General features: G+C 49.2%; 19 protein-coding genes. 15 read left to right on the forward strand and 4 right to left on the reverse strand.

What is annotated here, in order from left to right; translation table 11 throughout:
• Positions 1-101 precede the first annotated feature (101 nt).
• The 4 genes from M3M35_RS05470 (at position 102) to M3M35_RS05485 (ending at position 3942) form a co-directional block, all read left to right on the forward strand.
• On the forward strand, positions 102-1043 hold the full coding sequence (locus M3M35_RS05470) for a DMT family transporter (RefSeq protein ID WP_252749659.1): 942 nt from the start codon (positions 102-104) through the stop codon (positions 1041-1043).
• A 3-nt stretch (positions 1044-1046) separates the two neighbouring features.
• Positions 1047-1373 (forward strand): DUF7671 family protein, encoded by a 327-nt coding sequence (locus tag M3M35_RS05475; RefSeq protein WP_252749660.1) that lies wholly within the window; start codon positions 1047-1049, stop codon positions 1371-1373.
• Positions 1374-1384: 11 nt separating this feature from the next.
• Positions 1385-2314 carry a DMT family transporter gene (locus M3M35_RS05480; RefSeq protein WP_252749661.1) on the forward strand — a complete coding sequence of 310 codons (930 nt, stop codon included), beginning with the start codon at positions 1385-1387 and terminating at the stop codon, positions 2312-2314.
• A gap of 206 nt (positions 2315-2520) precedes the next feature.
• Entirely contained in the window at positions 2521-3942 is a 1422-nt protein-coding gene (locus M3M35_RS05485) for a basic amino acid/polyamine antiporter (protein WP_252749662.1), read from the forward strand.
• Positions 3943-4027: 85 nt separating this feature from the next.
• On the opposite strand, the gene M3M35_RS05490 is transcribed toward M3M35_RS05485, so the two are convergent.
• The gene (locus M3M35_RS05490) at positions 4028-5251 is read right to left on the reverse strand and encodes an MFS transporter (protein ID WP_252749663.1); all 1224 of its coding nucleotides are present in this window, start codon (positions 5249-5251) and stop codon (positions 4028-4030) included.
• A gap of 237 nt (positions 5252-5488) precedes the next feature.
• On the opposite strand from M3M35_RS05490, the gene pyrF reads away from it, so the two are divergent.
• The 9 genes from pyrF (at position 5489) to M3M35_RS05535 (ending at position 15906) form a co-directional block, all read left to right on the forward strand.
• Positions 5489-6217: an orotidine-5'-phosphate decarboxylase gene (gene pyrF, locus M3M35_RS05495; RefSeq protein WP_252749664.1), complete on the forward strand. Its 729-nt coding sequence runs from the start codon at positions 5489-5491 to the stop codon at positions 6215-6217.
• A gap of 16 nt (positions 6218-6233) precedes the next feature.
• On the forward strand, positions 6234-6869 hold the full coding sequence (gene pyrE, locus M3M35_RS05500) for an orotate phosphoribosyltransferase (protein ID WP_252750704.1): 636 nt from the start codon (positions 6234-6236) through the stop codon (positions 6867-6869).
• Positions 6870-7036: 167 nt separating this feature from the next.
• Positions 7037-10201, forward strand: coding sequence for an SH3 domain-containing protein (locus tag M3M35_RS05505; RefSeq protein ID WP_252749665.1), 3165 nt, complete (start codon positions 7037-7039; stop codon positions 10199-10201).
• Between the two features lie 117 nt (positions 10202-10318).
• Positions 10319-11509, forward strand: coding sequence for a DUF998 domain-containing protein (locus M3M35_RS05510; RefSeq protein WP_252749666.1), 1191 nt, complete (start codon positions 10319-10321; stop codon positions 11507-11509).
• A 44-nt stretch (positions 11510-11553) separates the two neighbouring features.
• The gene (locus M3M35_RS05515) at positions 11554-12438 is read left to right on the forward strand and encodes an aldo/keto reductase (RefSeq protein ID WP_252749667.1); all 885 of its coding nucleotides are present in this window, start codon (positions 11554-11556) and stop codon (positions 12436-12438) included.
• Between the two features lie 103 nt (positions 12439-12541).
• Positions 12542-13426, forward strand: coding sequence for a DUF975 family protein (locus tag M3M35_RS05520; RefSeq protein WP_252749668.1), 885 nt, complete (start codon positions 12542-12544; stop codon positions 13424-13426).
• A 79-nt stretch (positions 13427-13505) separates the two neighbouring features.
• Entirely contained in the window at positions 13506-13763 is a 258-nt protein-coding gene (locus M3M35_RS05525) for an acyl carrier protein (protein ID WP_252749669.1), read from the forward strand.
• 20 nt (positions 13764-13783) lie between these two features.
• Complete coding sequence (locus M3M35_RS05530) at positions 13784-14362, forward strand: 4'-phosphopantetheinyl transferase family protein (protein WP_252749670.1); 579 nt, start codon at positions 13784-13786, stop codon at positions 14360-14362.
• 245 nt (positions 14363-14607) lie between these two features.
• Positions 14608-15906 carry an MFS transporter gene (locus tag M3M35_RS05535; RefSeq protein WP_252749671.1) on the forward strand — a complete coding sequence of 433 codons (1299 nt, stop codon included), beginning with the start codon at positions 14608-14610 and terminating at the stop codon, positions 15904-15906.
• 50 nt (positions 15907-15956) lie between these two features.
• Here the strand turns inward: M3M35_RS05535 and M3M35_RS05540 are convergent, their stop codons facing one another.
• Both M3M35_RS05540 and M3M35_RS05545 read right to left on the reverse strand, forming a co-directional pair.
• On the reverse strand, positions 15957-17225 hold the full coding sequence (locus M3M35_RS05540; RefSeq protein ID WP_252749672.1) for an adenylosuccinate synthase: 1269 nt from the start codon (positions 17223-17225) through the stop codon (positions 15957-15959).
• Positions 17226-17375: 150 nt separating this feature from the next.
• Positions 17376-18131 carry a tyrosine-protein phosphatase gene (locus tag M3M35_RS05545; protein WP_252749673.1) on the reverse strand — a complete coding sequence of 252 codons (756 nt, stop codon included), beginning with the start codon at positions 18129-18131 and terminating at the stop codon, positions 17376-17378.
• 147 nt (positions 18132-18278) lie between these two features.
• On the opposite strand from M3M35_RS05545, the gene purB reads away from it, so the two are divergent.
• Together purB and M3M35_RS05555 are read left to right on the forward strand one after the other, a co-directional pair.
• Entirely contained in the window at positions 18279-19577 is a 1299-nt protein-coding gene (purB, locus tag M3M35_RS05550; protein WP_252749674.1) for an adenylosuccinate lyase, read from the forward strand.
• Between the two features lie 103 nt (positions 19578-19680).
• A complete protein-coding gene (locus tag M3M35_RS05555) occupies positions 19681-21063 on the forward strand; it encodes a class II fumarate hydratase (RefSeq protein WP_252749675.1) in 1383 nt (460 codons plus the stop codon).
• A gap of 38 nt (positions 21064-21101) precedes the next feature.
• Here the strand turns inward: M3M35_RS05555 and M3M35_RS05560 are convergent, their stop codons facing one another.
• Positions 21102-22115: a YczE/YyaS/YitT family protein gene (locus M3M35_RS05560; protein WP_252749676.1), complete on the reverse strand. Its 1014-nt coding sequence runs from the start codon at positions 22113-22115 to the stop codon at positions 21102-21104.
• Between the last annotated feature and the right edge of the window lie 138 nt (positions 22116-22253).

Below are 22253 nucleotides of genomic sequence, written 5' to 3' on the forward strand. Positions count from 1 at the left end.
CGCCAATGCGGGGCTTGTTTTTTGGTTAACTGGGGGACAACTGGACGGAAAAAAGCGTATGATAGACCTATTGGAAAAATTAAGGTTGAAGGGGAATAATCATGGAAAAACAACCGGTAGTGCAACATAAAAACATTACAAAAGGAATTTTTTGGGCGACCTTAGCCTCGGCCTTTTGGGGAATTTCGGGGACGATTCTGCAGTTTGTGTCCCAGAATGCCAACATTCCGGCGGCGTGGTTTTTATCCGTCCGGACCCTCTTTTCCGGGGTAATCTTGCTCTTTATTAGTGCCATTTTATACCGGGGCAAAATCTTCGGGGTCTTTCGGGATGTTCATTCAATCCTGCTCATCTTCGGCTATGCAATCTTTGGATTGGGAGCCAACTTACTCTCATTCTTTCTGAGTGTGCAGACGGGGAACGCGGCTTCGGCCACCATTTTGCAGTACCTCGCCCCCCTCTTTATTTTGTTAGGGGGACTAGTGTTTAAACACCGGATCCCTAGTAAGATTGACGTGCTGGTGTTTGTGATTGCCCTAGTGGGAGTTGTCCTCTCGATTACCAAGGGTGATCTTAGTCAGCTGTCAATCCCACCAGTTTCCCTCTTTTGGGGGGTAATTTCGGGGATCACGGCCGCGTGTTACGTGGTCATCCCACGGCCGTTGATGGCGCAAAACTCGCCACTGACGGTGTTAGGTTGGGGGACCTTAATTGCGGGGTTCTTCTTTAACCTCCACCAACCCGTGTGGGAAAACGTTCCGCACCTAACCACTGGGAGTGTAGTGGGAATTGCTGCCATCGTGGTCTTTGGAACGGTCTTGCCGTTTGCCTGCCTCTTGTACAGTATGCACTTTGCCAGTTCCGAAGATGTCAGCCTGGTCGATGCCGTTCAACCAGTCATGACTTTTGCCCTGAGCATTATCTTCTTGCACACGCAAATTAGTTTCATGGAAATTGTCGGGTCCGTCTTGGTGATCATTGCCATTTACATTCTGCAAAGTTACCGGCGCAAGGCAGACCAAGCCGCTGCCCGGACGGAGTAGCTGATGGGAGCACAATATCGAGTATTACGGCTGGTAGGGGTACCGGTGGTGCAAACTGCGAACGGGCAGTATGCCATTAAGCGGGATCACAACCAGCACTTTAAACTGCACGAGTGGCGAATTGGAAAGCATACCAAGGGTCATTATCAGGGTCCGGGGCAACTTTTTTTGACGGAACAACAAATGCGGGTTGCAATTGTGGCGGCGTTTGATGTATCTTTTAAAAAACGTCATCGGTATCAGCCGATGGCGCGTTTTTTAACAGACTGTGCGCCCGCTGAAGTCATTGCTGAAGCCCAAGCACAGGGAGCGCAACAACACTTAATCTAAGGGGAGAGCACATGTTTGCATGGTATCGAAAGTTAAATAACAACACGAAGGGAATTTTGTTAGCCGGTCTGGCTTCTGTTTCGTGGGGGATTGCTGGGGTGATCACCCAGTTTGTGTCGCAAAATGAATCCATCCCAGCGTCCTGGTTTTTATCGGCCCGGACGACGGGAGCGGGCCTCATTCTAATTCTGGCAAGTGCCATCATTTATCGCGGACGCATCTTTGATATTTTTAAAAGTTGGAAGTCAATTGCGATTCTAGTTTGCTACGGGTTATTTGGATTAGCAGCCAACATGGGGAGCTTTTACGTTAGTATTCAAACCGGGAACGCAGCTGCGACCACGATTTTGCAATATCTAGCGCCACTGTTCATTGTCATTGGGGCTTTCATCTTTGAACACCGCAAACCGGTGAAGATGGATTTAGTTATTTTCGTGATTGCCATTGTGGGAGTGGTGCTCTCGATTACCAAGGGTGATTTGAGTCAATTATCCATTCCCTTAGATTCGTTTCTATGGGGGTTGGTAACGGGGGTCACGGCCGCTTTGTACGTGGTGCTTCCCCGGCCGCTTGGAAAAACCAACCCACCGATCGTGGTAATGGGTTGGGGAACGTTGATTGCCAGTTTGGCCTTTAACTTGAACCACCCAGTGTGGCGGGACGTCCCACCGTTGAGCACGGGGGCAATCCTGGGAGTGTTAGGGATTATCTTCTTTGGGACGTTGTTAACGTTCTCAACTTTGATTTACGCATCCCGCTTTACTTCATCTGAAAACATTAGTTTGATGGATGCCCTCCAACCGGTTTCCACGTTCATTTTAAGTGTCATCTTCTTTAAGGAGTCACTGAGCTTGGCAGAAGTAATTGGTGCCATCATGGTCATTATTGCCATTTACCTGTTGCAGTATACGCAACGAAATAATCACCTGCTTGATAGTTAATTAAAACCCGCTTTTCGGTAGGAAAGCGGGTTTTAATTTGGGTGCCAATCCGGATTAATTGACGGGTAACCGGAGGGACCATTTATCAGCTGGATTGGTAACAATTGAATTTAATGTAAGTTACTAACGTTCATTTAAAATTCCGGCTGAGTTCGGTATAATAAATGGTATTCTGAATTTTTAGCACGCGGAAGGAAGCGAATAGTTTGAAGAGCAAGCAGCACGGAGTTTCCCTAATGGGCTTAATCATGCTGGTCATCAGTGCCTCCATTGGCGCGGGAATTTATAATGCTAGCGAACAACTGGCAATGGTATCTACTCCAGGACCGGCGCTCGTGGCCTGGTTGATTACCGGAATTGGGATTTTAGGACTCACGTTGAGTTTTAAGTCCCTTAGTGAAACTCATCCGGAGCTAAACGGGATGGTGGAATACGCCCAAACTGGCTTTGGCAACTTCGCCGGCTTTTTATCCGGGTGGGGATACTGGTTATCCTCCTGGGTCGGTAGTGTCGCCTTTGCGACGATGATGATGTCTGCGGTGGGGTATTTTCTGCCGAGTTTTCGCAGTGGGAACTCCCCGATTGCCGTTCTGACCGCCTCGGTCATTTCCTGGCTGTTAACCTTACTGGTGATTAACGGGATTGAGTTGGCCGCCTCGATTAACGTTATTATCACGGTGTTAAAACTAATCCCCCTAGTAGCGTTCATTTTGCTTGGGATTGTTTTATTTAAAGCCAACGTGTTCACCGCCCACTTCTGGGCTAACTTCACGAGTAATTTTCAGTACTACCAGGCAACGCCGAAGGGCATCTTTGCCCAGATGAAGGGCTGTATCATTACGATGATGTGGGTGTTTGTCGGGATCGAAGGAGCCACCATGATGACGGACCGGGCCCAAAAGCGGTCGGATGCTAGTAAGGCCACCATTATCGGGTTTCTGGCGCTCTTAACCATCAACGTGGTTATTTCGATGTTGCCCTATGGTTATCTGACCCAAGCGCAGCTAGCGCACGTCAGTAATCCGGCGCTCACCTACGTTGTGCAAGATATGATTGGCCCCGTTGGGGGAGCGTTAGTTAGCATTTCATTGATTATCACGATCACAGGGGCCTGGCTCTCCTGGACGATGCTACCCGTAGAAGCAACCACGCAGATGGCCGAGAAGGGGTTGTTGCCCCGGTGGTTTGGACATTTAAACCGACGCCAATCACCGTCGCACTCCCTGTGGATGACCCAAATTTTGCTGCAGTTGTTTTTGATCTCCCTCTTGTTTTCTAGTCAAGCTTATAACTTTGCGATTTCCCTCTGTACGGCTGCGATTGTGGTGTGTTATTCCCTAGTTGCGGCTTACCAAATCAAGGTCGGGTGGCACCGGCATTCGTTTGGCTTAATCTTGCCAGGGATTTTGGCTCTTGCCTTTGAACTCGTCGGCATTTCCTTTGCCGGGCTGCAGTACGTGTGGTTGTGTACCATTGCGTACGTGTTAGGCTTTGTGTTCTACATTCGCGCAGCGCACGAACAACACCGGCGGCTTACCCGCCTGGAAATTGGACTGATGATTCTGATTACGCTCGCAGCCGTTGCTGCCGTTATTGCCATCAGTACCGGGAAGCTGGCCCTCAGTTAAGCCTTTAGGCCAGGTGATTAACCCAGCAAATAAGTAAACATGTAAAAAATCCTGCTAACTTACTGGTTAGCAGGATTTTTTTAGGTTATTGAGCGGAACGGTGAAAGCCCGGTAGGGTCAACATCGTGATAAAACTAATCAGGTAGAGGATCGAGAGGAACAACATAACGATAAGTAAGTTGAAGTGCTCCATTAACAAGCCAATGACGAGGGATGACATGCCGCCCACGGCACGACCCACGCCGACGATGATGTTGTTAGCACTCGAACGAACGGACGTAGGATACAGTTGACTAACGACGGCTCCATAACCACCGTACATTCCGTTGGAAAAGAATCCAACGACGGCCCCGATCACCAGTAAGAGGCCGGTCGAGTGCGCGAGGGCAATGCTATATACTAGAACCGCTGAGGCCAGTAAAAAGATTCCAAAGGCTAATCGAGGTCCAAGCCAATCCAGGATGGTCCCGAAGGTTAACATGCCGACGCTCATTCCGCCGATGGTGGCAAGCATCCACAGCGAGGACCCGGCCACGTTTAAATGGCTTTGTTTTTGAACGATGGTGGGCAACCAGTTCATGAGGCCAAAGTAGCCGGCAATCTGAACCGTGGTCATAATCATGAGTCCAATCGTCGTCCAGGCCACCCGGGCGTTTGCAAACATGTACCGGCGAATGGCTGCAAACGGTGGCAGTTTTTCTCGTTGTCGCGCTGCGACAAACGTGGGTGATTCTTTTAAGTGACGGCGGACGAGGAAAACGAGGGCGATGGGGAGCAGGCCAAACAGGTAAAGGGCGTGCCACCCGAGGCTAGGAATCACTAAGGCTGCCAGGATGGCCGCGGCTACGGCTCCCAGTTGACCACCGATTGCGGCAATGGACGACAATTTCCCGAGGTTGCGGTTAGGAAAGGCCTCCGCAATGAGGGTGATTCCAATGCCATATTCACCACCAGCCCCAATTCCAGCTAGCAAGCGAAATAGGTAAATCCAGTAGATGTTCGTAGCAATGCTCATGAGCGCGGTGGCAAGCGCAAAAACAAAGATGGTGTGGGTAAACACCCGAACGCGACCGTACCGATCGCCTAGCATTCCAAAGAGAATGGCACCGATGAGCATCCCCCAGTTGGTAATGGTTCCAATCAAGCCGGCCGCGCCGGGGGAGACGTGCAGGGTGGTAATGATGGAACTGAGGGTAAACGAAAGAAACAGCACGTCCATGTTTTCGAGCCCAAACCCAGAACTAGCGGAAAACAGAACTAGTTTTTGGTTGGCCGTTATCGGGACCTGCTGTTTAGATGCTTTTGCCATGTTGATTCCTCCAAATGGGGGTTCACGGACCCCGTTTATTTGTTGCTTTAATCAGTGTGCCATAAAGACTTCGTTTGTACAATCTTCGTTTTTATATTATAATGCGAGAAATTAATTAAATGGTTCAGAGAAGCCAGATTAAAGCACAAGTTAATTAACCAGCGATTAGTGGGCCTTCTCGACCGTAGAGAAGGTCTTTTTTTGGCTTCTTTTGAACCCGAACCCCGGGAGGTACCAATGACAGATTCACAAGCGACGCACCCACTAATGATTGCCTTAGATTTTCAAACTAAGGAAGCAGTGCAGGCTTTCTTAGCGCAGTTTCCCGATCCAGCCCACCTGACGGTTAAAATTGGCATGGAGCTGTTTGACCGTTACGGTCCTGCGATTGTCAAAGAAATTCAAGCCAGGGGCTGTGCCATTTTTCTAGACCTAAAACTGTTTGACATTCCTAATACCGTCGAACGGGCGCTGACCCAACTCGGGGAACTCGGGGTGCAGTACGTGACGGTGCATACCCTCGGGGGCTCGGCCATGTTACAAGCAGCTCAGCGGGGCTTAGTTGCTGGTGCTAAGCGCGCTCACGTCGCGGTTCCCCATTTGTTAGGGGTGACGGAGCTAACCTCGATTTCGCCAGTTGGACTACGGGACGAACAAAACTGTCGACTGACCATGACGGAGCAGGTGGTGGCCCTTGCAAAGCTTGCCCAGCAGTCGGACTGTGATGGGGTGATTACCTCGGCGCTTGAATTACCAGCACTAGTTGCCGCTGTCGGTCCCGAGTTTGAATACGTGGTGCCGGGGATTCGGTTAGCTAGTGATGCGGCCGGAGACCAGCAACGGGTTGCAACGCCCCAAACTGCCCGGCAAGCCGGGGCCACGGCAATTGTGGTTGGTCGACCCATCAATCAGAGTAAGACGCCGGTGTCGGCATACGCACAGTATCAAACCGCTTGGAACGCCTAAAAGGAGCAGATAAATGATGGAAAAACTTGAAACACAAATTTTGACACAGATGGTCGCCGATGGAATTGTGCAACTCAATGCCAAACAACCCTTTCAGTTTGCCAGTGGGATTCAGTCCCCCATCTATACGGACCTGCGCTTAACGATTTCGTATCCAGAATTGCGCACGAACTTAGCCACGGCGTTAGCAAAGTTGATTCAAACTCAGTATCCGAACGTAACGGTGATTGGTGGGGTGGCAACGGCTGGAATTCCCCACGCCGCCTTGGTGGCGAATGCGTTGAACTTACCGATGGTCTACGTCCGTTCCAAACCAAAAGATCACGGGACGGGGAAGCAGATTGAAGGCCGGCTGACTAAGCAGGATCAGGTCGTGTTAATTGATGATTTGATTTCAACTGGTGGCAGTGTGTTGCAAGCGGCGCAAGCAGTGCAACGAGCTGGTGATCACGTTGCGGGAGTAGTTTCAATCTTTTCTTACGGCTTTCCCGACGCGGAAGAGAACTTTAAAGCGGCTGGGGTGCCCTTTACGCCCCTGCTGACCTATGCCCAACTGATTCAACAGTTGCGAGCCCAACAAGTCATCACTCCAGAGCAATATCAGCGCTTCAATCAGTGGCATCATGATCCTTGGAATTGGATCCAGGGCTAGTTACCTCCTAAATTCACTTAACTTTTGTAAAGGATTCGTAATACAGGCGAATCCTTTTTTATGCTAGAATGTAGGCTACAACCTAACCAAAAAATAAACCTACAATTAACGATTTGATATACGAAAGGACCTATAGCATGGAGAGATACACGAAAGCCCATAACAGAATGGCTCTAGCAACGGGAGAAACAAAAACTAGAGCAAAGCTGACGAAGTCTAAGCACGGTTGGCTAAAGATTGCCATGGGCTTGACCTTTGCCTCAACTTCAATGTTTGCGGTTACGCATCAAGTTCACGCTGAAGTACAAACAACGGTCCAAGCAAGTGTTCCAGCTGACCAAACAACGAGCGCCACTGCTGATCAGACGGCTACTCCAGTTGCCAACGCGGAAAAGGCCCCAGTAACGAATGCTGATGCGCCAGCATCGTCAGCTGCCAGTGACCAGTCAACTACTGCCACTGATGCACCAGCTGATCAGACGGCTACAACTCCGCAAACTGATCAAGGAGAAGCAAAAGCATCTGATCAAACTACCCAGACGCAGTCGGACCAAACCACGGCAGACACTAAGGCCACTTCTGACAAGACGCAAACGGACACCACGGCTGACCAACCAGCTGCTACCAGTAGTAAAACTGATGCGGATGCAACGACTACTAAGCAAGCTGCTCCGGCGGATGCTACTAGTCAGCCAAGTGCGGATGCAAAGACCACTACTGATGACACCACGAAGGTTAAGGATCAAGCAGCCACGGATTCTAAAACGAGTACAGATGCCGTAGCCAGTCAAAAGACGGATGCGACTCCTGATTCTGCTCAGGCGGACACAACTGCAACCAAGCAAACCGATGCCACTAAGCAGGATGCTTCAGACACCAAGGTAGCAACTGACCAAAGTACGACTGACCAGACGGCTACTAAGACTACGGATGCTAACAAAACGACCACTGCTGCAGATGAGCACCAAGCACCTACCACTCCAACTTCTGAAGTGAAGAGTGCTACTCCAACGGTGCGGTTAGCAGTGCAAACTCCTGCTAACCTGAACTTGGCAACGGCTAACATGACGCCACAAACGGGAACGTACACCGCTTCAGGGACGCAAAACGTCCGGGATGGTGCTAGTTTGTCCGCTGGAATTACGGGTCAACTCCAAAGTGGTGACAGCATTAACTACGATGGAAAAGTTCAAGCCGACGGTTACACGTGGTTACACTATTACAACTATGAAAACAAAGACCGCTGGGTGGCTCAGTTAGCCAGTGCGACGACGAGTCACCAACAATTCATTGAATCTCTGTCTGCTGGAGCCATTGAAACTTGGAAGAAGTACGGTGTTTTACCAAGTATTTCGATTGCCCAAGCCATTGTTGAAAGTGCCTGGGGGCAAGCAGCACCTGGGAATAACTTATTCGGAATTAAAGGTTCCTACAATGGTCAATCAGTGACTGTGCAAACCCAAGAATGGGTCAACGGTCGCTACATTACCATCTATGATAAGTTCCGGGCTTACCCAAGTTTTGCGGAAAGTATTCAAGACCACGGGGCCTTCTTATACCAAAACTCACGGTACGCCAACTTATTAGGGAACCGGGATTACGCCCAAACTGCTTGGATGCTCCAAAACGATGGGTATGCAACTTCACCAACTTACGCCAACACGTTGATTAGCGTCATCCAATCCAACAACTTGAGTCGGTTTGACCAAAACTTGGATAACCCGGGTGTTCCTAATAACTCAGATAATAATTCTACGAACGTGGTACAAGCCAACGGAACGTGGACCTTTAGTTCGGACGTAAACGTGCGGACGGCGCCCAGCCTGTCAGCTAGTGTGACCGGGGCTAAGTACACCGGTCAACAAATTACCTACGATGGGCTAGCTGATAACGATGGTTACACGTGGATGCGGTTTAAGGATAGTAATGGGGCTTACCGCTATGCAGCCCAAATCGGTGCTAATGCCGATGTGCCGGCACCAACGCCAACTCCTGATCAAGGTTCAACCAACCAAACTTCCGGTGTTTACACCGTTAGTGGTTGGCAAAACGTTCGTAACGGGGCTAGTTTGAGTGCCGGGATTACCGGTCAACTGCAAGATGGCGACACCATTTACTACGATGGCACTCGGGATGCCGATGGCTACCAGTGGTTACACTACAAGAATTACGCGGGCCAAGACCGGTGGTTAGCAAACCTGAACAACGGGGGGCAAACCACGCCGGCTCCTGACCAAAACCACAATGACCAAGCAACGAACAACGAAGTTGGAGTTTACACGGTCAATGGTTGGCAAAACGTTCGTAACGGAGCTAGTTTAGGTGCCGGAGTCACTGGTCAGTTGCAAAACGGGGATACCATTTACTACGATGGCACCCGGGATGCTGACGGTTACAAGTGGTTACACTACACGAACTATGCTGGTCAAGATCGCTGGGTTGCAGATTTGAACAATGGTGGTCAAAGTACCCCCGCTCCAGCCCCAGATCAAGGGAACCAAACGAGTAACCGTGAAACAGGCGCTTACACAGTGAACGGTTGGCAAAACGTCCGTACCGGATCAAGTTTGAGTGCCGGGGTCACTGGTCAACTCCAAAATGGTGATACGATTTACTATGACGAAACTCGGGAAGCCGATGGTTACAAGTGGTTACACTACACGAACTATGCCGGTCAAGATCGCTGGGTTGCAGACTTGAACAATGGGGGGCAAAGCACCCCTGCTCCAGCCCCAAGCAACGAAGCAACGGTGAGTGGTAGTTACACAATTAACGGTTGGCAAAACGTCCGCAACGACGCGAGCTTGAGTGCTGGGGTCACCGGACAACTGCAAAACGGCGACACGATTTACTACGACCGGACTCGGGATGTTGACGGTTACAAGTGGTTACACTACACGAACTACGCTGGTCAGGACCGCTGGGTGGCTCAGTTGGATTTTGCCCAAGTTCCAAACGTTAACTTGGAAGTGACTTCGAACCTGAGTCAACGAGCACTCCAAATTGCAAGTGCCCAAGCGGGGCGGCCATATGCTTACGGTGGAGCTACGCCACAAACTGGCTTTGATTGTTCTGGTTTAATCTATTATGCTTACCAACAAGCAGGGAAGACGTTACCACGGACAGCCGCTGCTCAATATGGTGCTACGCAACCAATTAGTAAGAGTCAGGCCCAAGCCGGGGACTTAGTGTTCTTTGATGATGGTGGGATTTACCACAACGGAATCTACCTTGGGAATGGTCGGATGTTAGATGCTCAAAACAATGGGGTAATCTACAATGACCTGCTGGCCTACTTCTCAGGCAACGTTTACTTTGGTCGAATTTACTAAGCAACTTCATGAATAAAAATCACGGATTATCTACTTGATAATCCGTGATTTTTAGTTAGGGCGCAGGTAAGGTATAATTTAAACTGACGTTATGACCGCATTTAAGAAAGGTATGGCATGAAAAGCCCCAAATATTACGTTGAAATCCCCACTCAGGTGGTGCAGGAACTAAAGGCAACTGCTGGTGAGAAGTTTGCGTTGCAACTTGATAAAAACGGGATGCAGTTAGAAAAGCAGGACGTTAAACGGGCCTCATTGTGGGACGTTTCGTACTGGTGGAACATCATTCCGGCCGTGGTAATGGCACTGTTATTCTTTGCCTACTGTGCGGAAAAGGGACAAAAGTTAATTCCTTTGACCGGGAGTTTTTCGATTGCGACGGGGACGATTGTATTAGGCACGATGATGGGCTCCCTCTTGTTTACCATTTTTTTCGTAAAAACGCGCAATGATTCGGTTAATTCGGTCTATCGCAACATTTACTGGCGGAATTTGCCCACCATTGTCATCGCCGTCTCGCTAATCTTACTGGGGTCATTACTGGGGATCTTTTGGATTTTTGCCCGGGTGTTTTACGGGGCGGCCTTTGACCAGTACACGGCCGCGTTGATCCTGTTGATGTTTGGACTGATCATTAACACGATTATGATTAACGTGGCGGATAACATTACGCCGACCGTGCTGGTAGACTTGTTAATTCTCACGATCATCGGCGGTCTCTTAATTTCAATGCTGGCCAACGGGAATAAGCAGTGGTGGAAACATAACATTAGTTTTTTAGGGACGGCCAAGGCCATTGATAGCTGGCAGTTTAATCTAACCTTCATCTTCTCTGCACTTTTGATGCTGGCCCTCGTGGATTATTTGTTTGTTTCAATTAAACCCCTCCATCGGCCGAAGCTACCAACCTTCATCTTGCGGAGCTTGTTAACGTTATTGGCACTTGAAGCCCTGGGGGTCGGAGTAATTGCGAATAACCGGCAGATTCCCTGGATGCACTACTGGCATGATCGGTTTGCCTGGGCCATGGCGGGGACCATCATTATTTTAATTGGAGGGATCAAGTGGCTATGGCCCGGGATTCCCAAGCGGTTCGTTTGGAATTCGTACCTGATGGGGAGTTTGATAATTATCGTGAGCATTCTGTTTCGCGTGGTCCACTATTTCTCGTTGACGGCGTTTGAAATTTTTGCTTCTGCGCTCGCCTTTTCGTGGATTGTGATGCTGTTTCAGTATCTGCTGGATGAAGTGAACCAACAAACCCAACAGGTGACCGTGCAGTTACAGTTGCAGAAACCAAATAAGTGAAATTTAATTCGGACCCGCCTATAATGAAAGTGGAGGTGCTGATAATGAAATTAAACTTAGATTCAACCATTACCCTAAACAACGGAATTGAAATGCCCTTACTGGGATTAGGAGTTTGGAAGAGTGATAACCAAACTGCTACTCAATCAGTAAAGTGGGCCTTGGCAAATGGCTACCGGGCTATTGATACGGCCAAGCAATACGGGAACGAAGCCGGAGTTGGTGAAGGACTCAAGCAGGGTCTTGCTGACAATGGTTTAAGCCGGGAAGACGTCTTTTTGACCACCAAGATCTTTAATGGTGACCAGGGTTACGAAAGCACCCTGAAAGCCTTTGAAGGCCAATTAGAACGGCTTCAAACTAGTTACGTTGATTTACTGTTGATTCACTGGCCAGTGAACGGCAAGTACAATGAAACTTGGAAAGCCATGGAAAAACTGTACCACGAGGGTAAGGTTCGTTCGATTGGGGTTTCAAACTTTAACCTCGACCGGTTGTCAGACTTAATGGAACACGCTTCGGTTAAGCCTGTTTTGAACCAGATGGAATTTAATCCAGTAGAACAAGAAAAAGACATTAAGGACTACTGTGATCGGCACCACATCTGGATTGAAGCTTGGTCTCCACTCGGACATGGGGAAGCATTGAACAACCCAGCCGTTAAGGAAATTGCTGCTAAATACAACAAATCAACCGCCCAAGTAATCTTGCGGTGGGAATTACAACGCGAATTAATCACGATTCCAAAGTCTACTCACGAAGAATACATCAAGCAAAATGCCGACCTGTATGACTTCGAATTGAGTGATGCGGACGTGGCTTTAATCAATAGTTTAGACGTTGATCAACGTTCACTCTGGTATGGGGCTTTCAGTTGGAATGGTAACCCAGCCGGAATTGTAGATGCCGTTGATGAATGGGATCACTAAACCACGATTAACAAGGGACTCGACTTTAGTCGGGTCCTTTTTTTATTTAATCATTTCTTAAACTTTGCTATACTAAGAATAATTAAAATTTATGGAGGTTTCTATGATTTCAGATGTACTGAGTAAGGCTTACACCACGGTGAAGCACAACTTCTGGACCTTGCTGGCAATGGTGTTACCGGCTCTGTTAGTTTCGTTTATCGGTGGCGGCTTATCGTCAGCGGTCAGTAGTTTTAATTCTGTGACGAACGTGGACACGATGAACGGGCTTCTAACCGCTACCCCAGTTGATTTTGGTGGTTCCTTTCTAGTAACGTTAATTGTGGAAGTGATTTCTTTCCTGTTAATGCTATCCTTTGAATTAGGGTTGATCGTGAGCTTACAATCCGGTCACTTTAAGTTTAAAAATGCCTTTGTGGTGTTTCACGGCTTAACGTGGCTAGTAATGCTCGGGATTTACGTGGTGTTTGCTGCCATCATGACGCTGTTAAGCCTGTTCTTCCTCATGGTCGTAATTGGGTTTGCAATCGCAGCTAATCAAAGTGTCTTTTTTGGCGTACTAGCATTTGTAGTCGCCGTAATCGGAGTGGTCGTGATTGCCTACGTAATGTTAGGGCTCCGGTACGTGTTCTTTACGTACTTCGTGGCTAAAGAACAGGATGACATGAGCTTCTTTGCGGCCTTTGTCACTAACTGGAAGATGATGAAGGGGCACCGGTGGCAATTATTAGGCTTGATCCTAATGCAAGTGCTCATTGCTTTAGTCATTGCCTTAGTAGTTGGGATTATCGCTGCGTTGATCTTCGTCATTCTCGGAGTCATTGGTAATCCGGGCTTACGGTTAGTGGTTGCTGCCATCCTAGTCATCATTGCAGTCGTTCTTTTTATTGCTGTGTACCTGTTCTACGGGCTATGGTGTTCAATGGCGCACGTTCAATTTTTCTTGAAACTACGTGATCAAGACGCAGTGACGGATGCAGCCGAATAATTTTTCCGGGAAATGCCGTGGAATATGGTAGAATGAAACTGTTTCAATTAATCTTAGATGAACTAATGGAGTGGTGAAGATGGCTGAACAAGCAAATAAAGATCAAATTTTAGCAGAAATCAAGGATATCGTGGTGGATCAAACGGATATTGATCCCGAAAAAATCACGTTAGACGCTAACTTCAAAGATAACTTGGACTTAGATAGTTTGGATATCTTTGAAATCGTGGATGCCTTAGAAGACAAGTACGACATCGAAATTGATGGCGACGAAGGCATGGAAACGGTTCAAGATTTAGTTGATTACGTAGCTAAGCAACTAGACGAACAAAAATAAGCTGGTAGGAGGCGGTTCGTGTGTTGAAATTCAAAACCGGACGGCTCACCGACTTACAATATCAACCGTATTATCGTCAGTTTCACATCGAGGATAACCAACGCCGGCAAAAAGACGTCGTTGCGCGCATTTTATTGGCCAAGCTGATGGAGTTGCCGGACGACGCCTTGTTAGCGGATGCGGAATTTACGACGATTGCGAATGGAAAGCCGTTGTTTGCGAAGCGAACGACGGCTTTTAACGTTTCGCATTCAGCGGATTTGGTCCTGGTGGCTATTTCTGACCGGCCGTTGGGGGTTGATGTGGAAAAGGTGAAGCCCATCCACTTAAACCGGTTAAAGCGGGCGTTTACGGTCGCAGAGTTAGCTTACTTAGAACAGCTGCCACCGGCGCGCCAGTCGCTGACCATGTTACGGCTGTGGACCGTGAAGGAAGCAGTTCTGAAGGAAACCGGGGCCGGCTTGCCGGGAAAACCCCGGACGGTGATTGTCAACGTCCCTCGGATGGACGTCGCCGAGCAACACGGACAGAAGTTTACGATCAATTTCCTCGCGATTCACGAAGATTACCTGGGCACGGTGGCCCAAAAAGAGGAATAAGACCAGTGGAGGTTCGGACCAGTTAAACAGCACGGAATGAATTCATTCCGTGCTGTTTTTTTGTAGGAAGGATCCGGGGATTAACGTGAGTGGCAATTAACTTTAAATAACATTAATTATTAGGTGGTGGGCAGCGTAATTAATGGTATGATAACAAGTAATCTCGGTTAGTAATCCACTGGTTGGAAGGACCTGGAACCGTGTCCAGATGGTCCAGTCAGAACAACCCACAAGGAGAAGCTGTCATGAACGTGTATTGGAAAAACTCCACCTTCCGGGCCTTAGCCAATTCGAGCTTTTTGAGTGCGATTGGTTCGACGTTGTTTAACTTGGTCTTTCTGGTGTATGCGCAAACGTTACCGTTTAAAACGCTGGCCGTCTCCATTGTTTCGTTTGCTAATCTGGTTCCCACTTTTTTCATGATTTTTAACGGGTACTGGGCAGACCACACGAATCCTAGGCATCGGTTTCGCTATGTGATTGGCTTACGCGGAATCCAGGGTTGTTTATACCTGGGAATTGCGGGTTTATTGCAGGAGCCTGGCACCATGGGGCTGTTTGCGGGGTTAGTGGCGCTTAACGTTATTTCTGATTTACTGGCAGACTATACCATTAATCTCATCATGCACTATGAAAAAATGATCCTGCACGGTCAAACCGAACGCCAGTCCGCACTCGGATTTTCCGCTGGGATGCGGAACATCATCTCGATGGTGTTTCAAGCCGCGGGAGCTAGCTTGATTGTCCTGCTCCACAATAATTTTTCCCTGTTTGCGGTAATCAACGCGCTGTCCTTTTTGCTGGCGGGGCTGGTTTTAGTTCATGACCGCCGGTTATTTCGGCATTTGGATCGCAAAGCCGCGAGCACTCAAGCTGATCAGAATCAAAAAGAGGGGATGCTGGTTAGTTTAGGGCAGTCCTTTCGGACGATCTATGCGAACCACCCGTTATTCATCATGTTACTGCTGGCCCTGGCTTGTAATTCGTTGGGGGCTTCATTAGAGGGGTTAACCGCAGTTTTATTGGCCAACGTGCGGACTCTGTGGCTGGGAAACTTTGCGACCACGGTCGCAGCCGTTAGTATCGTTGGTTCGTTATCAATTACCATTGCAGCGCTGTGGACCAACGACGGGTTACAACGGTTCTCACTTCCAAGTTTGACGGCCGTTAGCATGACGTTTTTAGTGCTGTTCGCGGTTAACATGGTTTGGTGGCAAAGTCCGCTGGTGATGCTAGTGACGATGGCGATTGCTAGTTATCCAATTGGAAAAATTAATCCCCGGGTGCAGAGTGAGATCTTCACCCTAACCGATGCCCAGCATCTCACGGCGACCATGTCGGTAATTTCAACCGTCGTGTTGCTGGGGGCGCCGCTCGGCAATGTGATCTTTTTGGGGATTGCCAACCTCTTTAATCCGCAGGTGGCTTGGATTACATTTGGTGGCGCGGCCGTGGTAGTAACCATGGGGGCTTTTCTGTGCGTGTGGCAGTGGCCCCAGCTGGTGGCTAACCAAGCCCAGCGAGTTAATAAAGAACCTGATTAAAAAAAGCCGGTCTCAAATTCGTGAATTTGAGACCAGCTTTGGTAGTTTAATTAGCGCCGGTGGGTTTGTTCCCGGTCGGGGCCTACCGAATACCATTCGATGGGAACCTGAACGAGTTTTTCAACCGTCGTAATGTAGTTTTGGGCGTTTGCTGGGAGTTGATCAAAGGTGGTGCAGCCCGTGGTACTTTCGTTCCAGCCGGGCAATTCCTGGTAGACCGGTTCGCAGTTATCTAATTCAGTAAGATTAGCGGGGTAGTAATCGATGATTTCCCCGTTGAGCCGGTAGCCCGTGCAGACCTTAATGACGTCTAGTTCGTCTAAGACATCCACACAGTTCATGGCGAGGGCAGTTAAACCAGAAACCCGGGCTGCATGCCGCAGGGCAACTGTATCTAGCCAGCCAATCCGCCGGGGCCGTTTTGTGACCGTCCCGTATTCATGGGCGGTGTCTCTAATGTGATCCCCAATTTGATCTAAAAGTTCGGTTGGGAATGGACCTTCACCAACCCGCGAAGTGTAAGCCTTGCAAACCCCAATCACATCAGTGATCGTGGTTGGACCAAGTCCCGCACCGACGGCGGCGCCTCCGGCAACCGGATTGGAAGAAGTTACGTAGGGATAAGTTCCGTGATCAATGTCTAACATGATCCCCTGAGCACCTTCAAAGAGTAATTGTTCTCCTTGTTGTAAGGCGTGATTCAGTAACACCGAGGTATCGGTCACGTAGGGTTGCATGCGGGCCCCGTACGCTAGGTATTCGGCATAGATCGTGTCGAAGTCCAGCGGTGCAACCCCGTACAGCTTCGTCAGTAATTCGTTTTTTTGCCGCAACGTTTCTTGCAGTTCCCGTTTGAGCGTGACTGGGTCAATCAAATCGGCGACCCGAATCCCGACCCGGGCAATTTTATCCATGTAGGCGGGTCCAATCCCCTTGTGGGTGGTTCCGATTTTATTCGTTCGTTGGGCTTCGCTTAATTCGTCAAACAGAATGTGGTACGGCATAATGATCTGCGCCCGCGAAGAAATGCGCAGGTTGTCAGTCGGAACGCCGTTTTCAGTGAGATAGTCAATTTCTTGAAAGAGCGATTGGGGGTTTAAAACGACCCCGTTTCCAATCACCGCCATTTTATCGGCGTAAAAAATCCCCGAGGGGAGCAATTGCAAGCTAAACTTGTGACCGTTGAACACAATCGTGTGACCGGCGTTATCGCCCCCTTGGTACCGAGCGATAGCATCGGAATCCTTACTAAGATAATCGACGATTTTACCCTTACCTTCATCGCCCCATTGACTACCAACAACTACTGTGACTGACATATAAGCACCTCGTTCATTTTTTTTACCAGTAGCAAGTTTACCAATCTTAACCGGTTAAATCAAGAACTTAACTGATTTTTACGTACTTAAAGTTCGGCTTTTATTTACACGACTGGTAGCGCAGGTGTAGCTGCGGGGCTCTCGTCAGGACTAGTTAGCTGGCTGGACCAACGCGGCTTGAAACTTCGTCTTGAAATCTGGATCCAGGTGCAGGGCGTCGGTGAGATAGTGATCAAAGGAGCCGTAGTGATTGTCAATCGTTGCAAAGGCGTGGGCCAAATAGGCTTGGTCGACGTTTAAAGCGACTTTAAGAACGGCGATTTGCTGGTCAGGAAGTTTACCCGTGAGAGCCGTTAAAATGGCTTCGTTAGCGTCCTTACGCAGTTCGTTGGTTTTGAGGTAGTCGGCATAAATTTGCTGCTCAGAGGCCCCGACTAACTTTAAAATCAAGGCGGCCCCAAACCCAGTGCGATCTTTGCCGGCAAAGCAGTGAAACAGAACCGGCTCGTTGAGGCTGAGAATCTGAGTTAAAAACGTGTGGTAGCCTCGTTGGGCGGACGGACTGAGCACTAGTTGTTCGTAAGTCTGCAACATTGACTGGGTAATGTTGTCAGCGTGGAGGAGCATGTCTTCCAGTGACGCACTACTAGTGGTGGCAGAGGCAAGGATGTCCAGGTTTTCGTTGGTAACGCCCGGCAGTTGGGTATCGGGACTAGCCTGAATTTCTTGGTGACTGCGAAAATCAAAGATGTGGCGCAGGTGACAGTCCTTAGTTAAAAAAGCGACGTCCGAGTCTGTCAGATCAACGAGTTGACCACTCCGAAATAATCGGCCGGAGCGGAGGGTTCCACCGGGAACGTTGATGCCCCCGAGATCTCTGAAGTTAACGATTTTACTGGTTGGCATGTTGTTTTTGCTCCTTTTGCTTGGTCTTTAATTACTAGTATACCAGGTAATTTAGGGGTCGGGGCAACTGGTAAGCACCCCGGACGGAAATTGACAAATGGTTAGAAATCGTTAGAATTGAGGTATTTAAAAGTGGAGGATGGAACAATGATTGAGCGGTATACCCGGGCACCAATGAAGCAAATTTGGAGCATGCAGAATCAGTATCAATCGTGGTTAGACGTTGAGATTGCGATTGACGAGGCCTGGAACAAACTAGGCTTAATTCCGGATGCGGACCTCGCTGCGATTCAGCAAAAGGCCAAGTTTGATCCAGACGAAATTGCCCGCCTGGAAGCAATTACGCACCATGATGTGGTGGCCTTTACCCGCGACGTGTCGGAATCGTTAGGACCAGAAAAACGTTGGATTCACTACGGCGTTACCAGTACGGACGTGGTGGATACCGCGCAGGGACTCCGGTTAAAAGAGGCAGATGCCGTGTTACGCGAGGATCTGAATACCCTGTTAGCCACCATTAAAGCGCAGGCGCTGAAGTACAAAAATACGGTAATGATGGGCCGAACCCACGGAGTTCAAGCAGAACCTACTACCTTCGGACTCAAACTCGCTCGGTGGTATTCGGAACTCAAGCGTGACATTGACCGGTTTAACCACTCCGCTGCTGGAGTCGAAGCTGGAAAAATTTCGGGGGCCGTGGGGACCTTTGCGAACATTGATCCAGCGGTGGAAGAGTATGTTTGTCACAAACTGGGATTACGTGCCCAAGAAATTGCTAGTCAGGTGTTACCACGGGATTTACACGCTGAGTACTTAGCAACGCTGGCTCTCATTGCCACTAGTTTAGAAAACTTTGCCACGGAAATCCGGAGCTTACAACGCTCTGAGATCCACGAGGTGGAGGAACACTTTAATGCCGGTCAAAAGGGCTCGTCGGCAATGCCGCATAAACGGAATCCGATTGGTTCAGAAAACATTTGTGGGTTAGCCCGTACGATGCGGGGCTTAATCACCCCGGCTTACGAAAACGTGACCCTGTGGCACGAACGTGATATTTCCCACTCTTCCGCCGAACGAATCATTTTGCCCGAAAGTACGACGTTGCTTGATTACATGTTGCACCGGTTTAACAACATCCTTAAAAACCTGGATGTCTTCCCCGACCGGATGAAGGCTAACATGAACATCACCCACGGATTAATTTACAGTCAACGGGTGATGTTGAAGTTGATTAATACCGGTTTGAGTCGGGAAGCGGCTTATGATTTGGTGCAACCGCTAACGGCGCAGTCCTGGGAGCAACAAACCTCGTTTAAGCAACTCGTGGAAGCCAGTCCAGAAATCACGGCGCGCTTGAGTCCGGCTGACATTGAGGATGCGTTTGACTATCACTACCACCTCCGCCACGTGGATGACATCTACCGACGGGTGGGATTAGAAGAATAAGTTGTAATTAGATTCCATTGACGTGTTAACGTGAATGGAATTTTTGCTAAGTGGTGGGCATCACGAACCGCCCAGCTTGAACTAACGAAATGAGGTTACTTGGATGACAGAAACACGAACAGAATCTGATACGCTTGGCCCCGTTGCGGTGCCGAAAACGGCGCTGTGGGGAGCGCAAACAGAACGCAGTCGGCACAATTTTCCGGTCGGACCGTTAATGCCCGTCCAGGTGATTCGCGCCCTCATCGAAATCAAACGGGCAGCGGCACGGGTCAATGCCAAAGCCCAAAAAATTAGTTCGGACAAGGCCACGGCCCTTGAAACTGCGAGTGATTATTTGCTGGCGTTACCGGATCAGGAATTAATGCAATCCTTTCCCCTCCATGTCTACCAAACGGGGTCTGGAACGCAGACCAACATGAACGTGAACGAAGTGCTAACCCACGTGGTAGCCGACCAGCAAGCGGAGCTTCGGGTGCAACCGAACGACGATGTGAACGCGTCGCAGAGTTCTAACGATACCTTTCCAACGGCGATGAACATGGCTGCCTACCAGGCGGTGCAAGCATTACTGCCCCAGTTAGAACATTTAATGGCTTCGTTAAAACGGTTGGAAACGAAGTACTGGCAGGTGGTTAAGATTGGGCGAACCCACCTCCAAGATGCTACTCCGTTGACCTTTGGCCAGGAAATCTCGGGCTGGCTGAGTACGGTCCAGCGCGATACGGAAGCCCTCCGTCAAGCTGCCCAGGGGCTCTTACAGCTTCCCATCGGGGGAACGGCGGTCGGAACGGGTTTGAATACGCCACCGCACTTTGACACGGAAATGGTGGCGGAATTAAGCGCTGCTCGAAACGTTCCGTATCAGGTGACGAATAAGTTTGCCGGCTTGACGGCCCATTCTGATTTACTGACGACCCACGGCGTAGTGCGGACCCTCGCGTCTGATTTGTTGAAGATTGCCAATGACATCCGCTTCTTAGCCAGCGGACCCCGGGCCGGATACGGGGAACTGACCATTCCCGCCAATGAGCCGGGCTCGTCGATCATGCCCGGGAAGGTGAACCCAACCCAGGCCGAAGCGATGACAATGGCGGCCACGCGGATTATGGGCAACGATACCACGCTTACGGTGGCCAATAGTCAGGGTAACTTTGAAATGAATGTGTACAAACCGGTTATGATCGCGAGTTTCTTAGAGTCGGTGGACTTGCTCACGGGCTTGCTCCCGAACTTCACGGATAAGATGGTCGCGGGGATTCAGGTTAACCAAGCCCGCATGGAACAACTGGTGGACGATTCCTTAATGACGGTGACGGCCTTAGCTCCGCACATTGGGTACCACCAGGCGGCTGAAATTGCGAACCAAGCCCTAGCAAAGCACGAACGGTTACGTGATGCGGCGCTTGATTCCGGATTAGTGACGGCGGCTCAGTTTGACCAGTGGGTGCAACCGTTACAAATGACGAATTATGAGCGGAACTAAAAAAGGACGATGCCGCGGCATCGTCCTTTTTGTGTACTTTATTTTTGACCAGCGTTTTGGTTGTTCTTAGAGCTGGTGTTGTTAACGGGTGAGTTCTTTAAGTCGCCCCGCTTGTCCCGTTTTACCATTTCGGCGATTAACATCCGGTATTGAGACCGGTAATCGTTGTAGGCCTTTTGGGAAGCTTGCATGTTGTGTTCCGTTTCTTGAATCTGTTTGATCAATTCCCGGTTAGTGTAACCCGCGAGGTGCATTTGCATGTCCAGCGTCGAGTTATAAGCCTTCGATAGGGAGTTGTAACCAGATTTGGTAGCCTTAGTAACCCCACTCGCCAAGTTCTTAACGGTTGGGTGCCCACTCAGGTCATCGATGTAATCCATCGTTGGGGTACTAATACTCCGATCCCAGAAGGAAATTAGGGGACCGGCGAAGAAGGCCACGATGATGGAAGCAAATCCAACTGGTCCGTGAACGAGGACGGCGGCAATCAAGAAACAAATATCTTGAACCACCCGGGCCGTTTTATACTTACAGTGAAGCCGGGCCGAAGCGATCGGGGCAATTGCATCGTATGGTGCAACCCCCAGGTCAGGAGCCATGTATAACGAACTTCCGGCAGTAAAGAGCAGTAACCCGAGGATTAAGTCGGCAACCAGCACGAGGAAGTTAACGTGGCCGGGGAACAGTTGGTGATAAATTGATGAGAACCACTGAATTTCAAATCCAACGAGGACCATGTTCATGATGGTTCCGATTCCGATCTTCTTGCGGTCTAGCAACAGCACGAAGATGAAGATGACGAAGTTCGCACATAGTTGGTAAACCCCCAGTGAGGTGTGCAGAATGGTTGCCATCCCGGTATTAACGGCCGTAAAGGGATCAAGTCCGAGGATTGGCGATGACTTTAACAGCGCAGCCCCCATTGACAAAATTGCAATCCCGATAAAGGACATTAACGTCCGGAGAGAAATGTTAATGACTTTTCCAAAGAAGGAAAAGTTTTGTTGAGGAGCGGTCGTTGTACTTTCGCTACCACTATTTTCATTATTCATAAGTTAATTTAAATCCTTTCAAAAAATTTTGATTGTCCCAATTATACCATAACGCAAAGCAAGGGGTGATGGTCAATTTAATTGTGAAAAAAGGACAATTGCGGGCGAACCGTGCGCTCATTTCCAATTTATATTATA

The organism is Fructilactobacillus myrtifloralis (assembly GCF_024029335.1).
GTDB classification, from domain to species: domain Bacteria; phylum Bacillota; class Bacilli; order Lactobacillales; family Lactobacillaceae; genus Fructilactobacillus; species Fructilactobacillus myrtifloralis.